A 25,751-nucleotide genomic window follows, 5' to 3' on the forward strand; every position below is an offset into this window, starting at 1 on the left:
TCAGAGAATCAGATTTATTCATACACAAAGCTGCTGACCAATTCATCTCTCCATAACTTCAGCGCCTCAGCAGCATCAAAATCGTTCTTTGGGTAGTTAGGACTGTAAAGCAGGTTTTTTTCCCGGATCACCAATTGCCCGTCTTTGACAAAATCCTCCCCTCTTTCCTCCAAATGGGCAACCATGCGTCTCCTCCATTTTTCTGCTTTTTCAGGCTTACCCATGGAGAGGTTATTCAGCTCATGGGGGTCCTTTGTCAGATCAAAAAGCTGTTCCTCACCTGTCCTAAAGAACCATATATACTTTTCTTGGCCATCCGTAAGGGCACACCAGTAATTATGGTCCTGATAAGCAGTCGCATGTTCCAAATCTATAAACTCCCGCCAAGGCGAATCCGGCTTTCGGAGCAAATTCAACAGGGAATTACCATCCATTTTATCCGGCACAACAGAACCTGCTGCATCCAGAAAAGTAGGTAGAATATCCCTTATTTCCACCGGTTTGTCAATTGTCCTAGAAGATGGGATTTCAATGTTTTTTGGAGGTTTTATTATCATGGGCACTTTGGCAGAACCCTCGTATGCATAGGTTTTTCTCCAGTGATGGTGGTCCCCCAGCATGTCTCCATGATCTGATACAAAGAGAATCAAACTGTTGTCGTACATTCCCTTTTCCTTAAGCTTTTCAATGATTTTCCCGATCTGTTCGTCCAAAAAGGTAATCAACGCATAATAGTGCCTCCTGCTATTCACCGCATGTGCAGTGCCAAAGTCCCCAAAAGCTGCATCAGGGGTGTTGGGAAAGTCGGCAAAGCCAACCGCCCAATCCCCTATCACAGGTTCTGGGATTTCAGCTTCCTGATATAAATCTAAAAGTCTTTCAGGAGGATCATAGGGGCTATGGGGTCTATTAAAGGATACTGTTAGAAACAAAGGCGCATCGAGATCATAATTTTCGATGAATTCAAGTGCTTTGTCCGCTTTCCAATGGTCGGGGTGCAGCTGTTCTGCCAGCTGATAAACCCCGGCCCTGTGTTCGTTCCAGCCGATACCGGTGGCATCGGGGTCCTTACCTGGGGCGACCATTTTAAACCAGTCTCTGTAATCACTTATAAATCCTTCTGTCTCTATCCTGCCGCTTTCGTCCACCAAAGTCCCATGAAAGCCATGCAAAGCCTTTTGGGGATACCAATGCATCTTTCCAATGCCGTAGGTATAATATCCCACTTCCCGGAGCATCCGGGGCATTTCAAACTCATACTTCCTGGCCACCCTTCCGTAGCCCAGCATGCCATGGTTCCAAGGGGCCATGCCCGTAAGCAAGGCTGCCCTGGCCGGAGTGCAACTGGGTGTGGAAGAATAGGCGTTGGAAAAAACAACGCCATCCGCTGCCAATTGATCTAAATTTGGGGTTTTTATGGCCTTATTACCTGCATAGCCAACGGCATCAGCCCTCTGCTGGTCGGTCATGATCAGAATAATATGGGTTTTCTGATTTTGCGCGAATGCGTCGATAGAAAGAAAAAATATCAGGCCGCCCGTATACATAAATTTATTTACCAATCGAATTAAGAACTCCATGATGAAACAGGTTAATATTAGTGAAAAAACCAATCGGTTGAAAAGGAAAATGTACAGTGTGCCTTTTTGGTAAAAGCAAAAGGCATACTGTACATCATATCCATACCCCAATCACCAGCCCTGGTTTTGGACCAGATTGGGATTAAGATCCCGCTCTTGCTGTGGAATGGGCCATAAGTAATCCCTGTTAGAATTAAAAGACCTTTCAAAGCCCTGAAGCTCTACTTGTTTCAGCTCTCCGTTTTCCACGTATGTCATACCCAGCGGCATTCCCGGCATTTCTTCCTCACCGATCCTCCACCTCCTGATGTCAAACAGCCTGTGCCCCTCAAATGCCAGTTCCACCGTCCTTTCCTTTCTGATGATTTGCCTGAGTTCTTCCTGGCTGTGACCATCTTCCATATTGATGGGTGGCATTTCCACGGAAGGCCGTTCCCGGACCGCATTAATGGCATCATATACGGACTGGTCTATTTCACCAAGCTCGGTTTTCGCCTCTGCATAAGTTAGTAGTACTTCAGCATATCTCAGGAGGATGATATTCAGTCCCGAGTTAGAAGGGTTGTTATAATCCTGGTTTGCCACATATTTTCTTACGTTGTAACCGGTAGCCGTTGAATACACTGTAATTTGAACCGCATCGGAGCCATCCGTGTTGGGTGTAGAACCATATGTCCCTCCATCGGGAAGCGGCGTTCTTCCAGTCAGAAAAACAGAATGGGCGAGGCGGGGATCCCTGTTTTCATAGGGGTTAAACGGGTCAAAGCCACTATCTGGATCATCTATGGATTTTCCATTGATCATTTCATACATGTCTATCATTTTCTGGGTGGGTACATATAAACTTCCTGTACTGCCAGGTATCTGGCTCCATGGGGCCAGTATCGCATAGATATTATGCGCATTGACATCCCTTGCCCTTTGTCTGTCCAGCAAAATTTCGGAATTGTTCTGTCCCTGGTATTGGAACAAGCCATAATAATCTGGATACAAGGTGTGTTCACCGTCGTCTATGACCCGCTTTGCTGCCTCGGCAGCCTGAGAAAACCTGCCTGAAAACAGCATTGCCCTGGCTTTAAGTCCCAAGGCTGCTCCTTTACCAATCCTGCCGTTGTTGTGATAAGGCAGCCAGGCTGCTGCCTGTTCCAATTCCGCTTCCACAAAGTCCCAGACTTCTGAAACCGGTGTTCTGGTGATGTTTCGGCCGCCTTCTATGTCGATATCCGTAGTGATCAGCGGAACATCCCCATATAGCATGGCCAGCTTGATATAATGATAAGCCCTGATGGTCATGACCTCGCCCCTGAGCCTGTTAATGTCTGAGGCATTGTCGTACTGTACCCTATCGATATTGTCCATAAAATCATTGGCTCTCCTGATACCTTGATAGGAATCTTCCCATTCTGAGAAAAACCGGCCCGTGGCCACTGTACCAAATCCCCTTTGGATGTTTACATTGGCATTGAAGGGATGATTGGTCATCAGCAGGTCCGTTATCCCGTCGTAGGCAAATATGCCCAGTCCGTCCAGGGATGGATATACCGCATTTGCCGCAAACTCCGCATCGGAAATGGTTTGCCAGAAAATTTCTTTAGAAATCCTGTCATTGGGTATGGTCTCCAGCAGATCGGTCTGACAATTTGTGGACAACCACCCTGCGATCAAGAGTATGATGATTGATTTTATATTTTTCATGACTTTTTCTTTTTAAATGGGTTAGAACCTGATATTGGCGCCAGCGGAATACATGCTCACCTGTGGATAATATTGTGCCCTTCCTGAAGGGATTTCAGGATCCAGATCCCATCGGTTCAATTCCGAAAAAGTCAACAAGTTAGTCGCCCCCACAAAAATCCTGACACTTTTTATCGATAGTTTGTCCGTAATAACCGCGGGCAGATTATACCCCAAAACGATGTTCTTCAGTCGCAAATAGGAAGCGTTGATCAATTGCGCATCAGAAGTCTGAAAATTCCGGCCATCGCCCTTGATGGGCCTGGGAAATTCCGCGTTTGGATTTTCAGGCGTCCAATAGTTGTTCGTGTAAATGGCATGCGTAAAAGTCTCGAAAGTCGCGATCTGCTGGAATGCACCGTCCAATCTTGTCTTGTGCCCTGCTGAGCCCTGGAATTGGAAAAACAGATCAAAGTTTCCATATCGGATATTGCCGTTCAACCCAAAATCGAATCTCGGGAAAGACAACCCAAGGTACTGGTGGTCTTCCTCATTGACGATGCCATCCCCGTTCATATCAAGGTATTTCACATCGCCTGGGGCTGTGTTGGGTTGAAGCGTTGGGTAATTATCCACCTGCTCCTGGGTTTGGAAGACCCCGTCCGTCAGATATCCCCAATGTGAATTAATCGGGAGGCCTTCCTCAATAATAAATCTGGGTCCTGTGGTACTTCCGTCAATGTAAGGACCAGTATTCACCAGGTCCAAAACCTCATTTTTGTTATCGCTGAAGTTCAGGCCAAAGTCATACGTCACTTTTTGCCCTCCCCGGTAGTTCAGGGAGATTTCGTATCCCTCATTTTTGACCCTACCTGCATTCTGAAAAGGGGCATCCAAACCAATCAATGCCGGAATAGGAAGTTCTAGCAAAATCCCGTCTGTAATTTTGTTGTAATAGTCAAAAGAGAACAACAACTTGTCTTCCAACAAACCCATATCAAACCCGAGATTGGTTTGATGGGTGGTTTCCCAGGTCAGTTCCTGATTGACCAGACTGGTTTGCGCAAAACCCTGGACCGGCGCATCATTGAAGGAGTAGTTGACAGCCCTCAAAGCTTCATAAAATTCATATACCGGTATGGCCTGGTTTCCTGACGCTCCTCTTGATCCTCTTAGCTTAAACTCATTGACCACAGGCCTGATGTTGTCCCAAAACATTTCCTCTGAAATTCTCCATCCCCCCGAAAATGAAGGGAAAAAACTATATCTGCGTTTTTGGCTAAATCTCGATGACCCGTCGTAACGACCATTCAGCTCCACAAAATACTTATTGGCATAGTTATAATTGATCCTGGAAAAATAAGACCGAAGCCCCCATTCCGCATCAAAACCCGTAGCATCCCTGTTTTCATTTGATCCTTGGTTTAGGGACTGCACATCGTTATTGTAAAAATCCTGCCTAAAAGCATCAATTATATTGCTTTTGTTGTCAATGGTTGAATATCCCAATAAAAAAGTAAGGCCATGGCTGCCCAGGTTTTTGGAATAGGTCAACAGGCTGTTAAGGGTATATTCATTCAAGTATTGCCTACGTTCATTCAGACTGTTTAATAGCCTTTGGGCCACTCTGCCGTTGACCGGGTCACGGTTAAAGTAGCTGTTTGAAAATGTCTTGACTTGTCTGTTATCATTTCTCAAAGCATATTGGTTGGAAAAAACCAGTCCGGGGAGGATTTCATAATCCATTTTGATACTACCCATCAGGTAATTTTTGATCGTCCGGCTATCTCCGGTCAATTCGGCGAAAATAAGCGGGTTGTTTACCTGAGGTCCCAGCCCGTATTCACCGGTTTCATACCTGGGCCAGGCAAACTTGCTGGCATGCAGCATATACTGGAAAAACCTGGCTTCGCCGTCACCCTGGGCCGATAAGCCTGAGGGTTGGATCGCAAGCCCCTCCCTGTAGTTCAAATCACCTGAAAACGTGATTTTATCAGAAGCTTTCATATCCAGGCTTAATCTGAATTCATTCAACTTATCACTGAAGTTGGGGGCTATCCCATCTATGGTTTGGCGCCGTACGCTCATTCTACCATTGAGGTTTTCGCTCCCTCCGCTTACCGAAAGGGTATGGTTTTGCTGGGGAGCGGTTTTCAACACGCCCAAGTCACCTTTGTCCCAAAATGGGTAAGGCAGCGGATACTCGGGACTGGGGGCGTTTCTTACATATTCCTGGATATATTCTTCCGTGTAGGGCAGAGATCTTCCCGCGTTGGCATGGGCTACATTCTCCAGGCGCAGATAACTCTCCAGATCCATATGTCTGGGCCTGTTGGTCACTTCCTGCAAGGCGTAATACCCGTCATACGCCACATTCAATCCTTCTTTTGTCCCCCTTTTTGTGGTGACCAAAATCACGCCATTGGCCGCTCTGGAACCATAAATGGCCGCAGAAGACGCGTCTTTCAGAACGGTCACTGATTCGATATCATTCGGATTGATATCGTTTATGCGCTGTTCGATCCCATCGACTATTATCAGGGGATTATTGTTTCCCAAAGTGGTAATCCCCCTGATTCTTATGTTAATGTTGTTATTGCCCGGCCGGCCTCCCTGGTCCACCACCGTGACCCCAGGAGCGAATCCCTGCAGGGACTGCTGGAAATCAGCCACCGGCCGGCGTTCCAGCATCTCTCCCGAAACCTGGGCAAGCGAGTTGGTGACGCTTAACCGCTCTTGTACACCGTAACCGACCACAATCACTTCGTCTAAAGATGCCTGATCTTCTTTTAAAATAATGTTAAAAGTGGTTTGGTTTCCCACCTCGATCCGCTGGGATTGGTAACCTATAAAGGACACGACGATAGCGCCACCACTTGGAACCTCAATTTGAAATCTCCCATCTATATCTGTAGCGGTGCCTGTATTCGCACCTTCCACCACGACAGTAGCCCCGGGAATCGGTTCACCGTTTTCATCGGTGACTGTCCCCGACACGATTTGTTCGATCTTTTCAAAGGCCACCCGGGCATCTTCATTATTTGCCCTCCCCACATAAATAGCGTTGTTTACCTGCTTGAACCTTAAGTCTGTTTTATTGGAAATCTGGGTCAAAATGTCATAAACGGATTGCCTCCCGTTTTCTAAAAGTATCAGTGGTTGTCCTTCTAAGAGATCATCGGCAAAATTAAAATTATAGCTAGTCTTGGATTCTAAATCCATGAAAACCTCTTTCAGACTCCACTCCTTTTTTGAAAGCCTAAGAAAGGTTTCGTCTATCGGCTTGATTTGTGCATTGGTGCTGTTAGCGAGCAAGGTCGTCAAAAAAACGCCCTGCAAAATAAAGCCATAAAGAAGGTGTTTCGATACCATCTTGATTAGGTAAAGTATTTTTCTTTTCATAATTTTGATTGTTTTTTTGAATAAATTTCATTAAAGCAACAGGGTAAAACATTTCATTTGGCGATGGACTTTTTACCCTGTTTTTTTAGTTTTTATTTCATAGGCTCCTTGATTTTAGGTTTACTTTTTTTCCATCTAATTTGTACTCAAAATCCATGGTAAAACTTAATCCGGTGAGAATGTCCTCAAGGCTTTCATTGTTGAAAACTCCGGACACCGTCCGGTTTTTATTGATGCTGCCTTGGATGACAAACTCCACTCCATACCAGTCCTCCAAAATCCTCAAAATCTCACTGAATTTTTTGTTTTTATAGGATATCCTGCCTTCCTTCCAGGCTGTGACATCATCGGGATTAAATTTTGAAGCAATCAATCCTTTCGGATTATTCTGGTGATAATTTGCCATTTCACCGGGAGACAGAGCCACTTCATCGGTTGCATGGCTCACGATGACCGATCCTTCTGTCAAAGCTATTTTAACAGTCTGGTCCCGGGAAAAAGCATTGAAAGCGGTACCCGTGGCAGTGGTCAGTACTGAGCCGGTGTGGACTTTAAATGGTCTGTCTTTATCCGGTTCGATGTCAAAAAATGCTTCCCCCTCCAGGTATATCTCCCGGTTTGCGTTACCAAAATCAGAGGAAAAACTGATGGTCGACAAGGAATTGACCACTACTTTTGTCTGGTCAGGGAGGGTCAGCCTCAGTTTTTCCCCGGCCTTTGTTTTCTTCTCGATTATTTTTGCTTCTGTATATTCTGCAAGGGATTCAACTTTATTTTGGGAAAACATGCCTTCATACAAAAAATATAAACAGAAACCAACCAACAAAAATGCTGCAGCTGACCTTCCCCACAACCATACCGGTGATAAGAGGATCGAGCTTTTTTGTTTCTTTTCTTGTCCAAGGGCCTTCGAGTGAATCCTTTCCAACAAGCCAATTTTTTTTTCATTGTCCACTTTTTGGAATACACCGGACTTCCAGCGGTCATGAAGCTTTTCCACGATTTCACGTTCCGACCCGGGCTTACCGAGCCATTTCATCACCTCCTTTTTTTCTTCGGGGGGGGATTGGTTGTTTAAAAATCTTATCAGCTTTTCCTCGTTCAATTTGATCTTTTCTTTCTCACAATACACATGAGGCGAACGATTCACTTAATAAAGAATTGAAAAAAAAATTACTTAAAATGTATACCTGGAAACAAAACTTCTCCGAATCTTCTCACGCCTACAATCACCCAAAAAATAACAATACCCCTATCCCTGCAAAAGTCTTATGCACCAGTTCGCCTTTCAAAAACTTTGTGGCCAGATAAATATGGTGTTCAATGGTTCTTTTGGAAAGGTTGAGCCTTAAGGCGATTTCGCCATTGCTGAGTCCTTCCATTTTACTTAACATAAAAACCTCCTGCTGTACCCTTGGCAAATTTTTAATAAGGCCAATGGCTGTCTCTTCCAGTTCTTTATAACTAATATCCTCTATGATGTTTTGGGAACTTATCGCCATTTCTTCCGGGATTTCCTCAAGCTTACAGTTATTTCTCCTGTCCCTGATCCGGTTGAGAAGATGGTTTTTTACGGATTGGAACAGGTAAGACCTGAAGTTTTTGGACTCGTCTAAAGTTTTTCTCTTCTCCCAGATTTTTATAAAAATTTCCTGTACGGTTTCTTCCGCTTCCCTTTCATCCAAAAGATAAGACTTTGCAAAACCCAACAGCTTTTCCATATACCTGAAATACAGCTCGTCAAAAGCTTTTATGTCTCCCTGCCTAAGGGATTTAACAAGATCACTTTCAATATGATCAATCAAGGGTCTCACATGCCAGGCAATAAACAGATCAGGAAAATAAAGATGGCTAATTTTCAGGCTTTCCAACAACCCATCACAGTTTTGGCGGATGTTTATGGACAAACCACCGACTAACTTAAAAAATAACTTATAAAAATACGAGCTTATTCCATTAAATATGGGTTAAATCTTATTCAGTACCATTATTTACCTTGTTTGTTCCCTCTATGGCGGCATATATTTCTCAACAACCAAGCAGGAAGTTGGAGGTTATTTCCTTTAACAGCTGCTCTCCTTGATTTAACTCCGGGACGTTTTTGTAAAAAAGCCGCTCCCAAAAGTGTCCGGGAAAGGCTATTTCGAGGCGCGAAACGTGGTTTGTGGGGTGGAGCCGTAGGAATCCCCTTACGAAAGGCCCTTCCCCAGCGCACCAGTCCTTTAAAAGGGCTACGGTGACGAACTTTTTCGTCATCGCGAGAAGCGGCAACCTTTCGGTTCAATTGACGGAGACGTTACCCGCGCCGAAGCGGTCCCCTGACGGGTGCGTACAGAAAGAGACTGCTTTTCCCGGTTGGCCGGGATAAACTCCTATCGGTGATGACAGACGGCTTTATTAAACGTTCATACTCCGGGTTTACGTTATTTACCTCACCTGCCACTTCAATAGCTGATACCGCTCCCTTAGAACGTTTACTTTTTCCCCATATGATATATCTTCCGCAAGATTCACAGTTTCCTTAGGGTCCTTTTTCAAGTCAAAATATTGTTCATACCCGTGCTCGGTAAAAATCATGTATTTTTCTTCCAGAGAGACCACTCCTTCAATCTTGGGGATTTTTGGGCTTCCCATAAAAGTATGCTCATAAAAGAAATCCCCGCGGCTGGTCCCTCCACCATTTATCAATGTGATCAGGTCCTGCCCTTGCATGCTTTCAGGTATATTCTGGCCTGCTAACCGAAGGATAGTGGGGGCAACATCAATGTTCAGGACAATTTCTTCCGATACGCTGCCTTTCCTATTGCCCTCTGTTCGCGGATCATAGATAAACAACGGCACCCGAATGGATTCCTCATGCCCGTACCATTTGCCCGCAAGGCCATGCTCACCCAGGTAAAACCCGTTGTCGCCCATAAATATAATGACCGTGTTGTCCGCCAGGCCCTGGGCTTCCAACTGATCCATCATCCTGCCTACCATATCATCCACATCGGTGATCAGCCGGTAATAATTCTTCACACTTTCCTGATACATCTTCGGGGTTTTAAAGCGCAGGTACCAGCGTTCTTTGCCAATGTTGTCATCGGTCCTGAAAAAATCGGGAAAACTTTCCCAATATTTGGGGTCTGCCGTTAAAGGAACGGGAATGCTATCCTCTTTATAGTAATCCTTGTACCGCGGGTTAATGATAAACTGCCGGGGATCATTATCCTGTACATGGGGTGCCTTGAAACTCACTGACAGGTTAAACGGGCCTTTGTCCCCCCAATCTTCCAAAAACCTTTCCACATCCTTTCCGACCTTATCCGTATGGTGGATATAATTCCCGTCCCCGTCTGTCATCTCATAATCCGGTTGCCCCTTGTCAGATCCTGCCCAGAAGTCGAATTTTCCAGCAGGCTGTTCCTTGGGATTACCCACCCCAAATTTACCGACAAACCCTATGTTGTAACCTGCCTTTTTGAGGATCATGGGATAAGTTTGTTCAAAGGCTTCTTCGGAAAAACTGGTTTGGAAGTCTTCGATCCCGTGACGGGACATGTACTGACCGGAAAAAAAACTTGCCCTGCTTACCGCACAGATGGAGGTGGTCACGTAGGCGTTTTTGAAAAGCACCCCCTCCCCTGCCAGCCGGTCAAGATTCGGTGTCTGAATAATGTTATTGCCCATAATGCCCAACGCGTCCCAACGCTGATCATCGGTCAAGAGGAAAATAATATTGGGTTTCCCAAGATCCTCCTGTGGTTGCTTTTCAGTTTTGCATCCCAGGGAAACAAGACAAAGCGACAGATAAGAAAAAAAGATGACGGTTTTCATTATGTATCAATTTAGAAAGTTTGATTAGTTGAATACATGGCACGTCCCCAACCGGTTTCCTAACATACCCCTTTAACAGTTTATAATCAAGGGAAATACCTGTTGGATAGAGAGGTTTATTTTATTATGTACCGGAGTGAACTAAAAGCATACCGGGATTTCACCCCCTGCTTTCAGTTCACCGCAACAGAAAATGCAAGAACCCATCGGGTTTATCTTTGCCACCAGTTGTCCAGTTCCCGCATCAATTCCTGTACAACTTCAGGGCGGTTTAAAGCGAGATTTTCACGCTCCGTTGGATCCTGGATAATGTTGTATAGCAATGTCTCCTGGTTTTCCTTATTGGCAACATCCGGAACAATCATTTTCCAGGGCGTGCTGATTACGATTCTGCTTTCCAGTGTTTTTTCCGGTTGGTCCACGTGGATCATATCATGGGAAAAATCCAAGCTAAAGATCATTTTTCGCTCTTCCAAAGCTTTTTGGTCCATTACGTTAATTCCCGGCATAGCAGGGAGGGGATCCATACCCACCGCTGCCAAGGTGGTTGTTACCATATCGATACTGCTCGTTAGATTTTCGGTGTCCATTCGCGGTGTAATTCTCTTGGGCCACTTGTAAATAATGGGGGTTCGGATTCCCATATCCTGCGGGTCCTGTTTGGAGCCGGAGACGTACCTGTTAGGTTGGTCAGGGTCCTGTATCCATCCATTGTCTGTTACGAAAACCACCAGCGTGTTTTCCGTCAAACCTTTTTCTTCCACCCTGTCCAATAATTGCCCCACGGTGATGTCAAGCCATTCACACATGGCCCAATAGGCAGCAACCGCTTTTGTAGGGGCTTTAGCTAAGTACTTCTGCAATAGAGAATCGGGCGGATTATGAGGAGAATGGGGTAAAAAAGGTGCATACCAAATAAAAAACGGCTTATTTTCTTCAATGGCTTCGTCCATAAAATCGAAAATGGGCTCCATACCTTCTCTTCCGATTTTCAAACCTTCATCACCATGCCTGCCTCCTTTTGCGGGATTTCCATGCGTCATTCCGTGGGTAAATCCACCTTCTTTCCAATGGCCACCCCACCATTTTCCCGACTGAAACGATAAATAACCCAATTTTTTTAACAACATCGGAACAGTAGGGTGTTTTTGAAATTCATCCAGGTAGTTTCTGTACAACCTGGACCTGGCCAATTGCCAATCGCTTCTGTATCTCTCCCCTTCAAATTCAAATGCTGGGTCATTCCCGGTAATCCCATGTTGTTGGGGATATAATCCCGTGATGATGGAAGCCAATGATGGGCTGCAAAGCGGGGCAGTGACATAGCCGCGTGTAAAGGTGAGGCCTTCTTCTGCCAGTTTATCGATATGGGGTGTTTCTATATGTGAGTGTCCCATAAAACCAAAGTCCTTCCAGGATTGGTCATCGGATAGGATATAAATGATATTGGGTTTATCCTCCTGTCCATAAGCTCGTCCTGCCATGGTGACGAAAACTGATAGGATTAAAAACAGAAATATTTCGGATTGTTTTTTTATTTCTTTTTTCATGATTTAAGTTCTATTAAGGCTATGGATATCAATAACCGGGATTTTGGTCCAATCTATTGATCAAAATTTGTTCTGCTGGAATCGGAGCCAAGAGCTTATTCGAAGTAACATTGAACGAAGCGTCAAAAAGGAAAGGTTTCATGGCTTTTTCCCTGATGCCATGTTCAGACATGACCTCAAGGGCTTTGCCTGTTCTTTTCAGATCATACCATCTTTGGTTTTCAAAACAAAACTCAACCTGCCTTTCCTTTAGAATCAGTTCCTGGAGCTCCGTTTGGCCATATCCTGAAAGCGGTTCCGTTAACCCGGCCCTACTGCGTACCATTTCAACATAAGGAATGGCTTCTCCTGTCCTTCCCTGTTCGTTCAGGACTTCCGCATACATCAGCAACACATCCGAATAGCGCAAGATGGGCAAGTTGTCCCCACAACGGTCATCGGGAGCCGAAACCGGGGGCTTGAATTTACCACAATATGACAATTCCCTGATTTCCCCATCCCAATCTTCACCGGTCCAGGTATTGATAGAGACGGCTTTTCTGTTATCCCCATCTTCAAAGGCCTCTATCAAATCCCGGGTTGGAATATTCCAGCCGGCCGATATCATATTGATATTTGGCCGGTTGGTAATTTCCCCTTCAGAACTCCATGGAGCAAACATGAAAATGAACCTGTTCGATAATTCCCTGTTGTTTTCCGAATATTGAACCGCAAAAATGGTTTCCGAAAAATCCGGATTGGAAGGATCAAAAAGGCTTGCGTAATTCTGGAGCAATGAATAATTGTTTGAGTCAATCACTTCTTTCAGGTTATTTCCCGCATCAGAATAATTCTTAAGGGTCAAATGGACTTTTCCCAACAGGGCAAGCGCAGCGTATTTGTTAGCTCTGCCGTTTTCATGAACATTTGCCGCATTCGAAAAAAAATGGACCGACTGGTTAAGGTCGCTGATGATATTCTGATATATCTCATCTTCAGGGGATCTTTTTATGTCTACTGCTTCTTGGGATGTTATGGGTTTAGTGACCAAAGGCACACCTCCGAATTGCCTCACCAGATTAAAATAATAAAGAGCTCTTAAAAAAAGGGCTTCGCCAGCGGACCTGTTTTTATAGGCTTCGTTGGACCAGGTAACGTCAGGGCGATCCAATTCAAACAGTAATTTGTTGCATCTTGTGATGCCGTTGTAAGATTGGTCCCAGAAGCTACTATACCCTCTATTATCTGCTGTTATAATAAATTGGTCAATTACTCCCCTGACGGCTTCTCCTGTCCGAATATTATACTGAAAACTTGTGTTATCGGAAATCAATTCAGCCAACACCCAATGAAGGTCCTTTTCATAATTTCTCATGGGAACATAGCATCCGTTTGCCAATAAAATAAACTCCTCCTGAGTTTGGTAGAAATTCCCTTCGTTCAAGGTCGTTTCTGGATACAAGTCCAGAAAGTCATCTGAGCAGGAAGACATCAAAATGCCTATTATGCTTATTATATATATTAATTTTCTCATGTCTTTGTATTTTAATGGTTGCGCTGGGCATGAATCTGTGATTTTAAAAGGATAAATTGATACCCATAGAAGCGGTTCTGGATAAAGGATAGGAAGTCATGTCAAAACCCGGTGCCAAGGTATTGTTTTGATTGGCGGCCTGACCTTCCGGGTTGGCTCCTTTGTAATTGGTAAACATGGCCAGGTTTTGGATGGTAAGGTAAATCCTTGAGCTATTGAGGATTTTCAGTTTTTCAATAAACCGTCCCGAAAAGGTATAGCCAAATGTAAGGTTGGAAATTCTCAAATAACTGGCATCTTCGACCCATAAAGTAGATACCCTATGTCCCCAACTGGGCCTTACTTGGGGAATTCCTGAATGGATACCGTCTCCGGGATTTTGCCTGCTTCTCCACCGGTTTTCCCAATCCCTGTCCACATTGAAAAACCCCTGTAAATTGTCCGTCGTCTGTCTTAACCCATTCATCACTTGCCCCCCACTTTGGCCGTTAATGATAACACCTAAATCAAATCCTTTATAGGCAAAATTATTGGTAAGTCCGAAAATAAAATCGGGGTGTGGGTTTCCGATAATGGTGTAATCCAATACGTCATTGATCAAACCATCTCCATCAATATCCCTGTATTTTACATTTCCTTCATAAACCTGTGGTGTTTTGACAATATTGGGGTCTTCCATATCCTCAGGGGTATATACCCCTTCCAGCACAAAACCAAAGAATTGGCCAATCGGCTTTCCAACTACCGATACATGCGTGGGATTACCGTCGTTGTTTCCTGCCAATATTCTAACCGTATTGTCATTTAAGGCAATTACTTTATTTCTATTGAATGCTATATTGGCATTGATGTCCCATGAAAACTCTCCCGCATAAGGGGAGCCCCCCAATGCAATTTCCAATCCAATGTTTCTGACATTTCCCTGGTTGATGGTTTGGGAATTAAACCCGGTAATGGACGGGATCACATCATTCAACAACATGTTGTTGCTTTCCCTTCTGTACAAATCCACCAAAAGAGACATCCGGTTATTGATAAACAGGAAATCCAAACCCAAATCAATCTGATTGGATTCTTCCCATGTCAGAAAAGGATTTGGCAGGCTCACACTCGATGCGGTCACCTGGTTATTGCCGAAAATGTAGGATCCCGCGGTAATGGAAGCCAGGTGAGCGTAATTGCCTATATTATTGTTACCGCTTTTTCCATAACTCGCCCTGATCTTGAATTCATCCAACCAATTCACCCCATTGAAAAAGTTCTCCTCAGAAACTCTCCAGGCTCCAGCTAAGGAAGGGAACATAGCAAACCTGTTTTCACTACCAAACCTTGAAGAACCATCGGATCGGAATGTGGCTGTTAAAAGGTATTTATCTTTCCATGCATAATTTACCCTGCCCAGATAGGATATCATACTCCATTGATTAACAGCCTCGCCCCAGGTATCAATGGCCTGCGCTGCATTGATGGTTCGTATCAAATCATTGGGAAAAGGACCTGCTCCTAAGTTAATGCTATTAGATGTGAATTTCTGGGTGGTATAGCCCAAGAGGGCGTTGATCCTATGGTCCCTTAAACTCAAATCATAATTAAGGGTGTTTTCTATCAACCAATCAAAACTATCACTCCTGCTATTGGAGGAGGCCCCTGTGCCCGGGGTTGGAGGTCTGTTGGAATCTCCTATTGTGCTGGGAATAAATTGTTCAAATTTGGATACATCAAAAATGGTATTGAGAGAAGATTTGAATCTCAGATTGGGGAGAATTTCCAGCTCTGCAAAGACAAACCCCAGGTTCCGGAAAGTATTTTGTTGCCTTTTGATTTCCTGAAGGGCAAAAAGGGGATTTACAAAACTCCAGGCTGAATGAAACCGGCTTTGAGGGGCCACAATATAAGGTTTCAAATTCCCATTTTCATCATAAGGTGTTGAAATGGGGTTGGCCCAAATACTTACCCCCAATACATCCCCTCGATTCAGATTGGTATTGGCCCTGTCCTGTTTGATAAATGTAGGCTGAATAGAGGCTCCCAGTTTCAATTTGTCGCTGACATTGGTTTCAATTCCCAGGTTACTGCTGATCCTTTCTATTCCCGTATGTTTAAGTACGCCTTCCTGTTTAAAATATCCCAAACTGAAATTGATCCTGGAATCCTTAGTTCCCTTTTGCATGCTAAAATTATGATCCTGGATCATGGCCGTTTGAAGGATCAAGTCATACCAGTCCGTTCCTCTTCCGGAAAGCGCATCAAGGTTCCTGTATTCCTCGGGATAATCGTCGAGTGTGGGTTCACGGTTCTCTGTCTGTCTTACGCCTATATCTATCCTGTCTCGCTGAAACTGGGCAAATTCCCTTTGATTAAGCAGATTTGGCCTGCCCTTCTGAGGAACTTGCTGAACACCAACCATTGAGGAGAAATTGACTGTGGTCTGCTCAAACTCTCCTTTTTTTGTGGTAATCATGATTACCCCATTAGCTCCCCTAGAACCATAAATGGCAGTAGATGAAGCATCTTTTAATACCGTTATGGATTCAATATTATTCGGATCAATAAACACCAATGGATTAAGATTCTGGTTCATCCCTGAAGAGTACGGCATGCCGTCGATTACATATAAAGGTTCGTTTCCAGCACCCAATGAACCGCTCCCTCTAATTTTAACCGAGGTTCCGGCCCCAGGTGCACCTGAAACCTGTTGGATCTGAACCCCGGCAACCTGGCCTATCATTTTTTGGTCTATGGTTGAAACGGGAAGATTTTTGATAGATTCCTGGTTTACCGTTGCTACGGAACCGGTGACGTCTTCCCTCTTCTGCGTTCCATATCCCACCACAACCACTTCCTCAAGGGCTTCGGAATCGGACTCCATCCTGACATCAAAAACCCTCGTGGTACCGACCTTCAACTCCACTTTTTTCATTCCAATAAAGCTGAAGGCGAGCACAGACTCTTCGGAAGTCACCGACAAATCAAATACCCCATCAAGCCCTGTCACCGTACCGTTATGGGTTCCTACTTCCAAAATGGACACCCCCGGAATAGGCTCATCAGACTCATCCACTACCTTTCCACTCACCGGGATGGCTACCTGCTCCAAGATACTCACGGGCTGGTAACCCTTGTCGGGAGTGATTTGTCTCCGTACAATGATGTTGTTGTTGATCTGTTTAAAGAGGAGGCCTGTTTGTTTGGATATCTCCACCAGCACCTCATACAGGTTTTCTTTTTTGCCCACTACGAGCAAATCAGTACTTTTCAACTCCCGGTTGGAATAAACGAAGTTGAGGTCTGTTTCCCTTTCTATTTCACGAAATGCCTGAGGAACACTGGTTTCATTAAATTCAATATTTAACTGGATCTCATCGATGCGTTTGACTTGGGCATTGCCATTCCAGGCAAAAAGTACCGTGATCGTCAAGCACTGGACCAATGATATTTGTAGTATTTTTTTGGACATGGCCAAAAGGTGCGACCGTAAGTTTTTTTTCATAACTTTACAATGTTTAAGCTTTAGCAAAGGAGTTTAAATTTCACCCACCAAAAGCCAGCTTTCGGTGGGTTAAGGCTGGAGGTGTTGGCGCACTTTCAGCCTTTTCATTTTTCCTGTTTTTCACATAGGCATCAAATGGGTTTGTTACTCAAATATGATTGTCACTTCTTTTCCTTTGATCCGGTAATCTATCCGGACACCATACCCTAATCCATCCAGAATATTTTTCAATGTCTCATCCTGGTATTTCCCTGTTACTTTCAATTCTTTGTCCTTGAAGTTGACCAGTTTGATCTGGACACCATACCATTTTTCGAGGGTACGCATGGCCGTTTCAAAAGGCGTGTTGTCGAAAACAATGGTCTTGTGCATCCAGGCGGTTACGTATTCCACGTCTATCTTTCGTCGTTTCCAGTTTCCGCCGTCCGGCGCAGACAAAATCCCCTCCCCGGGCGATATCTTTTCTCTATGGTCCCCCTGCTGCTCCTTTACCTCTACCAATCCCGCCACGAGGGAAATTTCCGTCATTTCATCTTTAAAGGCCTTGATATTAAAAGAAGTGCCCAAAACCTGTGTGGAAAGCCCCCCGGCATGGACAATAAAGGGTTTAAGGGTATCTCTGGCTACCACAAAAAATGCCTCGCCTTCCAAAAAAATCTCTCTTTCCTGGCCCGTAAAACTTTCCTTAAACCTGATTTGGCTTCCGGAATTCAAAGTCACTACCGATCCGTCACTCAAGGTAATGGTAGATTTGACACCCAGTGGCGTTTCGTAAACCTGCCAATTGGAAGTAACAACAGTTTCCTCTTCCTTCCTTTCTCCAAAAAATACCCATGATAGACCAAGTGCCAATGCAAACAACAAAACAGCTGCATACCTCCAAAATGATAGCCATTTCTGACTTTTTTCTGCCGTTTTGCTCAATATGGCTTCGGATGAGATGGGAACAACCAGCACGTCCTGCTGAGCGCTATTTTTCCGACCCACCCCAATTTTAATGTTCTTCCAAATATCGATCTTATCACTTTCCGAAAGACCACCTGCCTGTTTGTGCCGCTCCTCCAGGTGCAATACGATCTTCCTGGCCAAAAGAATATTTTCCCTGTAATCCGGATTTTCCTCCAGGTATCGATCCCAACGAACATTACTTTTATTATTGGGATGAAGTACCCATTTTCTGAACTCCGGATCCAGAACAAAATCTTCTACGGTATAATTTGACAATCCCATAAAAACTGCTTTTCAAAGCAAAGAGGTGAAAAGCAGGAAAATGTATCCTTCAAAAATCCGGTTTTTTTAAAAATTTTTTCTCCTCATCCGAGTTTATTACTAAAGTTGATATAAATGACTCGAAATCAAACAGCTATTAACCATTAAGGGGATAAAACACCTTAATTGCCTAACTTCTTAATGGTTTAAAATTTTTTTTACTCGAACAATTATAGTCAAACGGAACACTTAATACAAAACCACTGCTGTCGGCCAACATGCTATCTGTATCCACCAAGCGATATTTCTTTCAGTGGGTTTCCTCCATCTATAAATAATTTCCCTTCTTTTGTCAATGCTCTGGCAATTCTAAATAAAGCTTGCGTTTCGATTTCAGGGTGTCGTCCGTCCAAGGCTCCAACCCTTACAGCAATTGCCATGTCAAACAGTTTTTCACCATTTTCAAGGCCGAAATTTTCTATTGCAACTTGTCTAAACGAAAGTCTACCTGTTTCAATTTCTGTTTGTGAGCCTGCGATGGCCTGTTGAATAGCTTTAGCAGAACGGTCTACGGCAAGAATATGTCCGTTACCGATTCGTTTTGAAATTTCCCTTGCAGCTGCTCCTGTGCCACAACCAATTTCTAATATACGGATTCCGCTTTTCAATGGAAGCGCATTTACAATTTCCAGTAGTCTTTGAGAGATTCTCTGTGGCATATTCGTTTACTCTGTACCCATCATTTTCGTTACTTCTTCAACTACTTTCCCGGTTTCATCGGTCCCTTCCACTTTGGGTCCTGTTTCGCATGTCTCCTTTGTATGAATATCATCGTTGTTATTTTCTGCCTTTCCTCGATTTTTAGTTTCCTGCGAATCTAGCTCAGAGGTTTTCATCCTTCCTTTCGTAATGCAGCAGTACCACGCCTGACGGGGATGTTTGCACTTTTTTCAGGCTCAATCCTATTCCTCTTTTGATTTCATTGAAAAGTGGTACGCCTTCTCCCAGGATAACGGGGTGTATAGCAAGCCTGTACTCATCTATCATGTTCAGATTCATGAATGTGGTGATCTAAAAAATAAATAGGGAATTCAAGAATACAGCAAAAGAAACAAATGATTTTTTCATGGTTTGAATGGCTTTCCAGGTCAGCGTATAGGCCGACCTGATATTGATATCCATAAGCCTGGCCACTTCCTCATAAGTCAATTTCTCAAAAAAAACATAATGAATCACCTCCCTTTGCCTTACCGGAAGACCGGACAGGGCTTTATCAAGCTTTTTGTTGCTGAGGGATATTTCCTGGGTTTCAATCAGCTCATCTTCTGATGAAGGCTGAAAGGTTTCTTTACTAAAAAATTCGCCAAGCTCATGTTTTTTCCCTTTAATTTCCTTTCCAATTTCACGCTGTATCTTGTTTGAAAGTGCCCGGAAAAGGTAAAATTTTATGCACACATCATGGGCCAATTGAGCCCGGTAATGCCACAGATCAATAAAAACATCCTGGATACAATCTTTGATCAAAGCATGACCGTCAGTAATGCTCTTCCCAAACCGGAACAGATCATCCACGTATAGGATATATATTTGCTCAAAAGCCTTTTGATCACCGTTTCTAAGACGGTCCCACAGGCAGACATCCGCCGCCTGGGATTCATTATTTGGGTTGGATTGGCGCAAAAGGTTTATTGTTTTAACAAACCAATATATTTGGATTTTTCTATAATACCAAAAAAAGTATCGGATTGGCTTGTTTATACAATTAAACTTCCTCAAATCTTTGCAAGCCGGTAATCATCTGCTGGTCGATCCGAATCATCTCGACAGTAAGCAGGTTGGTATGATCAACCATGGTTTCACAATATGGGATAATAGTTAAATCAAGAATACATTCATAAAGGGGCTTGTCAACCAATGCCCTTTCTGGAAGGACTAACCCTCACATTTTTTGCTCCGTTTACTTTCATGGTTTCCGTGTACGAGTTCAAAAAAAGGTAAAAAGAAAAGCCATTGGTTTCCCAGATGGCTTCTCTCTCTTTGATTTTGTAAGTTTAGCAATTATCAGCTTCGTTCTTACCGAACGTAATTCACTTTGGGTTAAGCGGATTAGTCCCAGCCTGAATTTTGCTCCAAATTAGGATTCAATAAAATATGGGATTGGGGTATAGGATAGTAATACTTTTTGTCTTCCCACTCGCGTGAAATATTATCCAACCAAATGATTTCACCGGAATTCCCGTTCCGCAATTTATGAGGGTCTGCCTGGACATCAATATAGGTGACACCATCCACCCTTTGGGAGGGCTCCTCAGTAAAGAAATAAACATCCGGGGTACCATCATTGTTGAGGTCAATCAATTGATTGGCAGAGGGCACGTAAATTCCGCTCCACTGCATTTCCATAAGTTCCCCCCTTTTCCACCTGACAAGGTCATAAAACCTAAACCCCTCCATGGCAAGCTCTATCCCCCGCTCTCTTCTTACCTCCAAGAGTACCGGATCTGCAATATCCGGAAAATAAACCTGTTGTAGATAAGGGTCTACTGAAGCAGGAAGCGTTTGCGTACCGCCTGTAATCCCGGCCCGCTCTCTTAAAGCACCAACGGTCATTCTCCAGGTTTCGTCGCTCATTTCTCCCAGTTCAGCTTTGGCTTCCGCATAGTTCAGAAGTATTTCCGCATATCGAAACAGCGAAACCGCGTTGACATTATTGTTTCCCCCATCAATCGCCACATCATCCATGGACCATTTAATAGGCTGATAGCCTGTATAAGTATAGGTAAAGGCGGGTGGAGCCGGCACACTTTCTCCTGCATTTATCCGCCGATAACCCGCGGTCCTGATGGTTTGCTGAAGCCGCTTATCCCTTCCCTGTACTTCTTCCGAAAAAACCATTGTTTGATAATTTTCGGTATTGGTAAAGGGTGTGCCATCTATATTCAAGTAAGTGTGAATAAATGGCCTGATAAACGAAAAGCGTATTCCGGTAGTCGCACTGGTATAATACCAGTTTGCCGCGTGCCGGATGCCAAAGTTATTGGATAATACCACCGCCAATAGTATTTCCGAACTCACCACTGTTTCGCTGGTAAACAGTTGTCTGTAGGATAAATCATCCCCTCCTGCCCGGTTCAAACTGTACGTTCCGGAATTAATGAGGTGCTCTGCAGCTGATATGGATTCTCTCAACCAGTTTTCCGCGGAGGCATTCAGCCCCAGGTCCGCATGGTATTTCCTGAATGTTCCTTCAAACAGTGCTATCCTGGATTTCAGCGCCAAAGCTACATCCCGGGTAATCAGTGTTCTGGATGGTTCATTGGCGTCCCGAATGTTTGCAATCGCAAAATTGATGTCAGCCAAAACATTTTCCATCACCATTTGCCGTGGGTCTTGAGAAGCATATAATTTGGGATCCTGAACATCCAGCGGCACATCTATCCAAGGCACATCTCCATACCGCTTTACTTTTTCAAAATAAAACCATGCCCTGAAAAAACGTGCAAGGGCATTGTAATGATTGCGTACCTCTTCCGGGATCTCGGGGTTTACATTGTTGACGAGAAAATAATTGATGTTTCTCAATGCCCCCCATCCCCAATTCCAATCTCCTCCCAGGGCGACCAAGTCATAACCGGATGCGGATGTATTGTCATTGACCCTGGAACTGTATACGCCGGCTCGCAGAAAATCAGGGGCATTTCTTCTTGCCGCATAATCCGAAATTGCATCCGCTTGATGCACATTATTGGCAGAAGGCAACCAATCGTAAAACGAGTTGGAATATAACCTGAGTCCGCTTTCGCTTCCAAATACTGCTGAATTGTCCGCGGTATCCACAGGCAGCTCTTCCAAATCACAGGAGAACAGCGTTAACATCACTATTCCCATGCCTATATATCTATTTATACTTGAACTTTTCATTTTTGCTGTCATTTAAAATGTAACATTCAAACCCAAGGTGTAGCTTTTCAGCATGGGATAATTGTATCCATCTCCCGCATTGGAACTGGTAAAAATCTGGTCTGAGGGTGCTGTGACATTTTCCACATCTATGTTGTCGACGATTTTATACAAGGGAGACAAAGTCCAGATATTTTCTCCGGAAAAGAATATTCTCGCTGCTTTAATCCCCTTGAGTGAGGCGAGTAGCTGCGGAGAAAAATTGTATCCAACCTGTAGGTTTTTGAGTCGAATATAGGAGGCATTCATCACATAAGCGGACTGCCTTTCCCTCAATATTGCTCCGCTCCTATTGGCTAACCGGGTAACATATCTGGGCAAGAATGAATCAGGGTTATCTTCTGACCAGATTATCCCTTCATTCAAATGCCATTTGGGGATATCCCCGTAAGGCCGGTTGTATTGTCCCCAGAAAGCATTTGACTCGTTACTTGGATACCAGTCCTGTTTACCGATACCCTGGAAGAACGCTGAAACAAAAAATCCGTTCCAATCCGTACTTAAATTAATTCCGTAAGCATACCTTGGTGCGGAATTTCCGATAATTTGACGGTCCCCTGGATTGTCGACGGTATTGTCGCCTGGAGTTACTCTTCCATCACCATTCAAATCTTTCAGCTTAATGTCTCCAGGGAAGTATTGCCCGCTTGAAGTGGACAAAAACATACTCTGATCGGCATGGTTTTCCACATCGGAAGCCGAGGTAAAATACCCGTCGTTTATATAGCCCCACATTTCGCCTATCCACATTCCGGGATAATAATCATTGAGGAATTTATTGGGGTTATTGTATTTCAATATCTGGGCCTTGTTATCAGAGAAATTCAAATTGACCTGCAGCCCAAAGGGCTTACCTTTTAACTCAAAACTCTCCCTGTAGGAAAGTAACATTTCCCATCCGGTGGTCCTCATGTCGGCATAATTGCCTCTGGGGGAACTTGCTCCAAAGACAGCCGGCAAAGTCATGCCTATGGTGTACATATCCGTCGTCTCTCTTACATAAGCATCAAAGGAGTACCTGAATTTCCCTCTGAACATGTCCAGGTCAAAACCGACATTTTTTGATGTTACTGTTTCCCAGGTAAGGCCGTCGGGAAGAACCGTTGGACGGCTTGTCTTTTGGGGCAAAATGCCATTCAATATTCTGGAGGATTGGGAAATGGAAAAAGTTTCAAGGAATGCGTACGAACTGATGTTGCCACTACCCAGGGAGCCATATGATGCCCTGAACTGAAGGTGTGAGATGATATCTTCCGGAATGGTCCAGAACGATTCCTGAGACACCCTCCATCCCACAGATGCAGATGGGAAAAAAGCATAGCGTTCATTGCTCGGGAATTTTGAGGAACCGTCATATCTGCCATTCAGCTCCAAAAGGTACCTGTCTTTAAAAATATAATTCAACCTGGCAAAGCTCCCGAAGATTTGCCACCCTTCGTATGAACCCGCTGTGTTGATAGCCGTTCCCAGAGCCAGGTTGATGTTGTCTGCATCCTCAAATATCAACCCATTTCTTTGTGCCTCTAATTGATTAAATCGGGACAATTCGTAGTTGATGCCACCGGTCAGTTTGATATCATGATTGCCTAAATTATGGGAATACTCGCCAAAAAGGTTGGTCGCCACATAGTCTGTACTGTTCACCACACTTCTCAGGTCATTGTACTGATTACCCACGTATTCTATAACTCCAGGTGTTCTGCTAAACGGAACCTGCACCCGCCTTCTGGTTTCATCATTGGAAAGGTTCTGGTAGGTGACATTGCCTATTAGCTTTAACTTGTCTTTGATAATATCGGCATCAAAGCCCGTCATATTCCGGACTATCCGTCTTCTGGTACTGATTCCGTTCTTCCCGTAATAAAAATCTCCTACCGTGAATGCTCCGGAATGTGTCAAAGTACCGTCAGGATTTAACATCGGAGCCAAGGGGTGTCCTTCGTCCGCAATATTCCTCCATATACCGCCGCCTTCTCCAACATTCAGCGGATTGAAGTAATTTCTGTTAGAAAGGTCCAAATTGTTATTTACCCTTAGCCAGGGAAACAGTTCAATGCTTCCTCTGGCCCGGAGGTTGAGCATTTTATAGTCATCTGAATTGTAACGGAAAAGACCTTCCTGGTCAAACAGCCTTCCGGAAATCATGAATTCAGATTTCTCGGAACTTCTTGAAACGGATATGTTGTGTTCCATCGTAAGAAGTTGGTCCTTGTACAGAAGGTCATACCAGTCCGTACTTTCATAATAGACATAATTACCGTCAGGCCCTATTTCTGTTCTGGGTAGGCTGGGATCATTGGACCTTCTCTCCAGTTCTGCCAGGTATTCCTGTGAAAAGGGCAACGTCTTATTTACGTTCTGGGGATAGGTACCTTCCCAGGCAAAAAAAGCATCATTGAACATCCTTCCCCACGTGTAGCCGTCAGAAACATAGTTAGGTGCGACGGTGGGTTGTTTCATACTAAAATTCGCACCATAATTGACGGAAAACACATCTTTCTGAGGGGATTTGGTGGTAATAAGGACCACACCAAACGCCGCCCTTGCACCATATATGGCAGCAGAAGCCGCATCCTTCAACACGGATATGGATTCTATGTCATTAGGGTTCAACATACTTGGATCTCCTTCCACCCCATCTATCAAAATCAATGCACTGCCTCCCTGTCCGATGGACGTGGCTCCCCTGATGTTTATACTGGGAGAAGCAGTCGGCTTGCCATCCAATAACCTGATGTTCACATTGGGTAGAGCTCCTTGTAGCCCCTGTGTGAGGTTTGTCATGGGCCGGTTTTCAAACAGTTCGCTGCCGATCTGGTCAACCGCCCCGGTAAGATTGATTCTTTTCTGGGTACCATATCCTACTACCACCACCTCATCCAAAGAAGACTGGTCCTCCTGCAAAGTGACGCTGATTGTGGTTTGATTTCCTACCACTACCCTGTGGGATTTGTAGCCAATAAAGGAAATTATCAAGGCAGCTCCCTCTTCCACATCCAGGGAAAACTTCCCATCAATATCGGTCACAGTGCCTATATTGGTTCCCTCTACAATCACGGTGGCTCCTGGAATGGGAATTCCCCTTTCATCCAGAACTGTTCCACCGATATCAACATCCTCGGATGACGGAATCAATACTTCCTCTTGCGTCCCCGTGATATTCATGACGGCATTCACTGCCTCACTCTTCACCACATAGATGTTCTGGTCGACACGCTTGAAATCGTAATCCACCTGCTCGGTGATTTTTTTCAATAGGGTTTTTAGGTCCGTTGAAAGATTGAGGGTAATGCGGGAATTGTCCTTGGCCACTTCCTGATTGTAGGCAAAGACAAAATCGGTCTGCTTCTCCAGATCCGCCAGCACCTGTACCAGCTTTTGGTTCCTCACCTTCAGGCTGACATGGTAGTCCTCCATGCTCTGGCTAGCAGAGGGTTCTGCCATAATCACCTGCATCACCAGCAATTGCAGCAGAAAGTACTTAAGGGTTTGTTTTGTACAAAGCACAATTAGCCTTAGTAAATTAATTTTCATAATTTTGAGTGTTTATTGTT

16 protein-coding genes are annotated in these 25,751 nt (G+C 44.3%); all 16 read right to left on the bottom strand.

Going from position 1 to position 25,751, the window contains the following annotated elements; translation table 11 throughout:
* Window positions 1-14: 14 nt before the first annotated feature.
* The 16 genes from ACFPFU_RS04685 to ACFPFU_RS04760 all read right to left on the bottom strand — a co-directional run bounded on the left by ACFPFU_RS04685 (window position 15) and on the right by ACFPFU_RS04760 (window position 25,731).
* Window positions 15-1,580, bottom strand: coding sequence for an arylsulfatase (locus tag ACFPFU_RS04685; RefSeq protein ID WP_377062010.1), 1,566 nt, complete (start codon window positions 1,578-1,580; stop codon window positions 15-17).
* Between the two features lie 111 nt (window positions 1,581-1,691).
* A complete protein-coding gene (locus ACFPFU_RS04690) occupies window positions 1,692-3,275 on the bottom strand; it encodes a RagB/SusD family nutrient uptake outer membrane protein (protein ID WP_377062012.1) in 1,584 nt (527 codons plus the stop codon).
* Between the two features lie 21 nt (window positions 3,276-3,296).
* Window positions 3,297-6,656: a SusC/RagA family TonB-linked outer membrane protein gene (locus tag ACFPFU_RS04695; RefSeq protein ID WP_377062014.1), complete on the bottom strand. Its 3,360-nt coding sequence runs from the start codon at window positions 6,654-6,656 to the stop codon at window positions 3,297-3,299.
* A 97-nt stretch (window positions 6,657-6,753) separates the two neighbouring features.
* Window positions 6,754-7,806, bottom strand: coding sequence for a FecR family protein (locus ACFPFU_RS04700; protein ID WP_377062016.1), 1,053 nt, complete (start codon window positions 7,804-7,806; stop codon window positions 6,754-6,756).
* 79 nt (window positions 7,807-7,885) lie between these two features.
* On the bottom strand, window positions 7,886-8,527 hold the full coding sequence (locus ACFPFU_RS04705; protein ID WP_377062018.1) for an RNA polymerase sigma-70 factor: 642 nt from the start codon (window positions 8,525-8,527) through the stop codon (window positions 7,886-7,888).
* 556 nt (window positions 8,528-9,083) lie between these two features.
* Window positions 9,084-10,475, bottom strand: coding sequence for a sulfatase family protein (locus ACFPFU_RS04710; RefSeq protein WP_377062020.1), 1,392 nt, complete (start codon window positions 10,473-10,475; stop codon window positions 9,084-9,086).
* Between the two features lie 212 nt (window positions 10,476-10,687).
* Window positions 10,688-12,025: a sulfatase family protein gene (locus tag ACFPFU_RS04715; protein ID WP_377062022.1), complete on the bottom strand. Its 1,338-nt coding sequence runs from the start codon at window positions 12,023-12,025 to the stop codon at window positions 10,688-10,690.
* 28 nt (window positions 12,026-12,053) lie between these two features.
* Complete coding sequence (locus ACFPFU_RS04720) at window positions 12,054-13,538, bottom strand: RagB/SusD family nutrient uptake outer membrane protein (RefSeq protein ID WP_377062024.1); 1,485 nt, start codon at window positions 13,536-13,538, stop codon at window positions 12,054-12,056.
* Between the two features lie 43 nt (window positions 13,539-13,581).
* Window positions 13,582-17,028 carry a SusC/RagA family TonB-linked outer membrane protein gene (locus ACFPFU_RS04725; RefSeq protein WP_377062026.1) on the bottom strand — a complete coding sequence of 1,149 codons (3,447 nt, stop codon included), beginning with the start codon at window positions 17,026-17,028 and terminating at the stop codon, window positions 13,582-13,584.
* 144 nt (window positions 17,029-17,172) lie between these two features.
* Entirely contained in the window at window positions 17,173-18,258 is a 1,086-nt protein-coding gene (locus tag ACFPFU_RS04730; protein WP_377062028.1) for a FecR family protein, read from the bottom strand.
* Between the two features lie 260 nt (window positions 18,259-18,518).
* Window positions 18,519-18,956 (bottom strand): class I SAM-dependent methyltransferase, encoded by a 438-nt coding sequence (locus tag ACFPFU_RS04735; protein WP_377062030.1) that lies wholly within the window; start codon window positions 18,954-18,956, stop codon window positions 18,519-18,521.
* A gap of 6 nt (window positions 18,957-18,962) precedes the next feature.
* A complete protein-coding gene (locus tag ACFPFU_RS04740) occupies window positions 18,963-19,133 on the bottom strand; it encodes a hypothetical protein (RefSeq protein ID WP_377062241.1) in 171 nt (56 codons plus the stop codon).
* A complete protein-coding gene (locus ACFPFU_RS04745) occupies window positions 19,120-19,296 on the bottom strand; it encodes a dihydrofolate reductase family protein (RefSeq protein WP_377062032.1) in 177 nt (58 codons plus the stop codon). The genes ACFPFU_RS04740 and ACFPFU_RS04745 overlap by 14 nt, the downstream gene beginning before the upstream one ends.
* A gap of 12 nt (window positions 19,297-19,308) precedes the next feature.
* On the bottom strand, window positions 19,309-19,917 hold the full coding sequence (locus ACFPFU_RS04750) for an RNA polymerase sigma factor (protein WP_377062034.1): 609 nt from the start codon (window positions 19,915-19,917) through the stop codon (window positions 19,309-19,311).
* A gap of 426 nt (window positions 19,918-20,343) precedes the next feature.
* Entirely contained in the window at window positions 20,344-22,158 is a 1,815-nt protein-coding gene (locus tag ACFPFU_RS04755; RefSeq protein WP_377062036.1) for a RagB/SusD family nutrient uptake outer membrane protein, read from the bottom strand.
* A gap of 12 nt (window positions 22,159-22,170) precedes the next feature.
* Window positions 22,171-25,731, bottom strand: coding sequence for a SusC/RagA family TonB-linked outer membrane protein (locus ACFPFU_RS04760; protein WP_377062038.1), 3,561 nt, complete (start codon window positions 25,729-25,731; stop codon window positions 22,171-22,173).
* Between the last annotated feature and the right edge of the window lie 20 nt (window positions 25,732-25,751).

Origin of the sequence: Negadavirga shengliensis (genome assembly GCF_042652345.1) — a bacterium.
GTDB classification, from domain to species: Bacteria; Bacteroidota; Bacteroidia; order Cytophagales; family Cyclobacteriaceae; genus Negadavirga; species Negadavirga shengliensis.

What these genes read in the sequence shown, in the direction of transcription:
- ACFPFU_RS04685 (WP_377062010.1), bottom strand. Translation starts at nt 1,580, where the DNA reads ATGGAGTTCTTAATTCGATTGGTAAATAAATTTATGTATACGGGCGGC.
- ACFPFU_RS04690 (WP_377062012.1), bottom strand. Translation starts at nt 3,275, where the DNA reads ATGAAAAATATAAAATCAATCATCATACTCTTGATCGCAGGGTGGTTG.
- ACFPFU_RS04695 (WP_377062014.1), bottom strand. Translation starts at nt 6,656, where the DNA reads ATGAAAAGAAAAATACTTTACCTAATCAAGATGGTATCGAAACACCTT.
- ACFPFU_RS04710 (WP_377062020.1), bottom strand. Translation starts at nt 10,475, where the DNA reads ATGAAAACCGTCATCTTTTTTTCTTATCTGTCGCTTTGTCTTGTTTCC.
- ACFPFU_RS04715 (WP_377062022.1), bottom strand. Translation starts at nt 12,025, where the DNA reads ATGAAAAAAGAAATAAAAAAACAATCCGAAATATTTCTGTTTTTAATC.
- ACFPFU_RS04720 (WP_377062024.1), bottom strand. Translation starts at nt 13,538, where the DNA reads ATGAGAAAATTAATATATATAATAAGCATAATAGGCATTTTGATGTCT.
- ACFPFU_RS04725 (WP_377062026.1), bottom strand. Translation starts at nt 17,028, where the DNA reads ATGAAAAAAAACTTACGGTCGCACCTTTTGGCCATGTCCAAAAAAATA.
- ACFPFU_RS04730 (WP_377062028.1), bottom strand. Translation starts at nt 18,258, where the DNA reads ATGGGATTGTCAAATTATACCGTAGAAGATTTTGTTCTGGATCCGGAG.
- ACFPFU_RS04735 (WP_377062030.1), bottom strand. Translation starts at nt 18,956, where the DNA reads ATGCCACAGAGAATCTCTCAAAGACTACTGGAAATTGTAAATGCGCTT.
- ACFPFU_RS04740 (WP_377062241.1), bottom strand. Translation starts at nt 19,133, where the DNA reads ATGAAAACCTCTGAGCTAGATTCGCAGGAAACTAAAAATCGAGGAAAG.
- ACFPFU_RS04745 (WP_377062032.1), bottom strand. Translation starts at nt 19,296, where the DNA reads ATGAATCTGAACATGATAGATGAGTACAGGCTTGCTATACACCCCGTT.
- ACFPFU_RS04755 (WP_377062036.1), bottom strand. Translation starts at nt 22,158, where the DNA reads ATGAAAAGTTCAAGTATAAATAGATATATAGGCATGGGAATAGTGATG.
- ACFPFU_RS04760 (WP_377062038.1), bottom strand. Translation starts at nt 25,731, where the DNA reads ATGAAAATTAATTTACTAAGGCTAATTGTGCTTTGTACAAAACAAACC.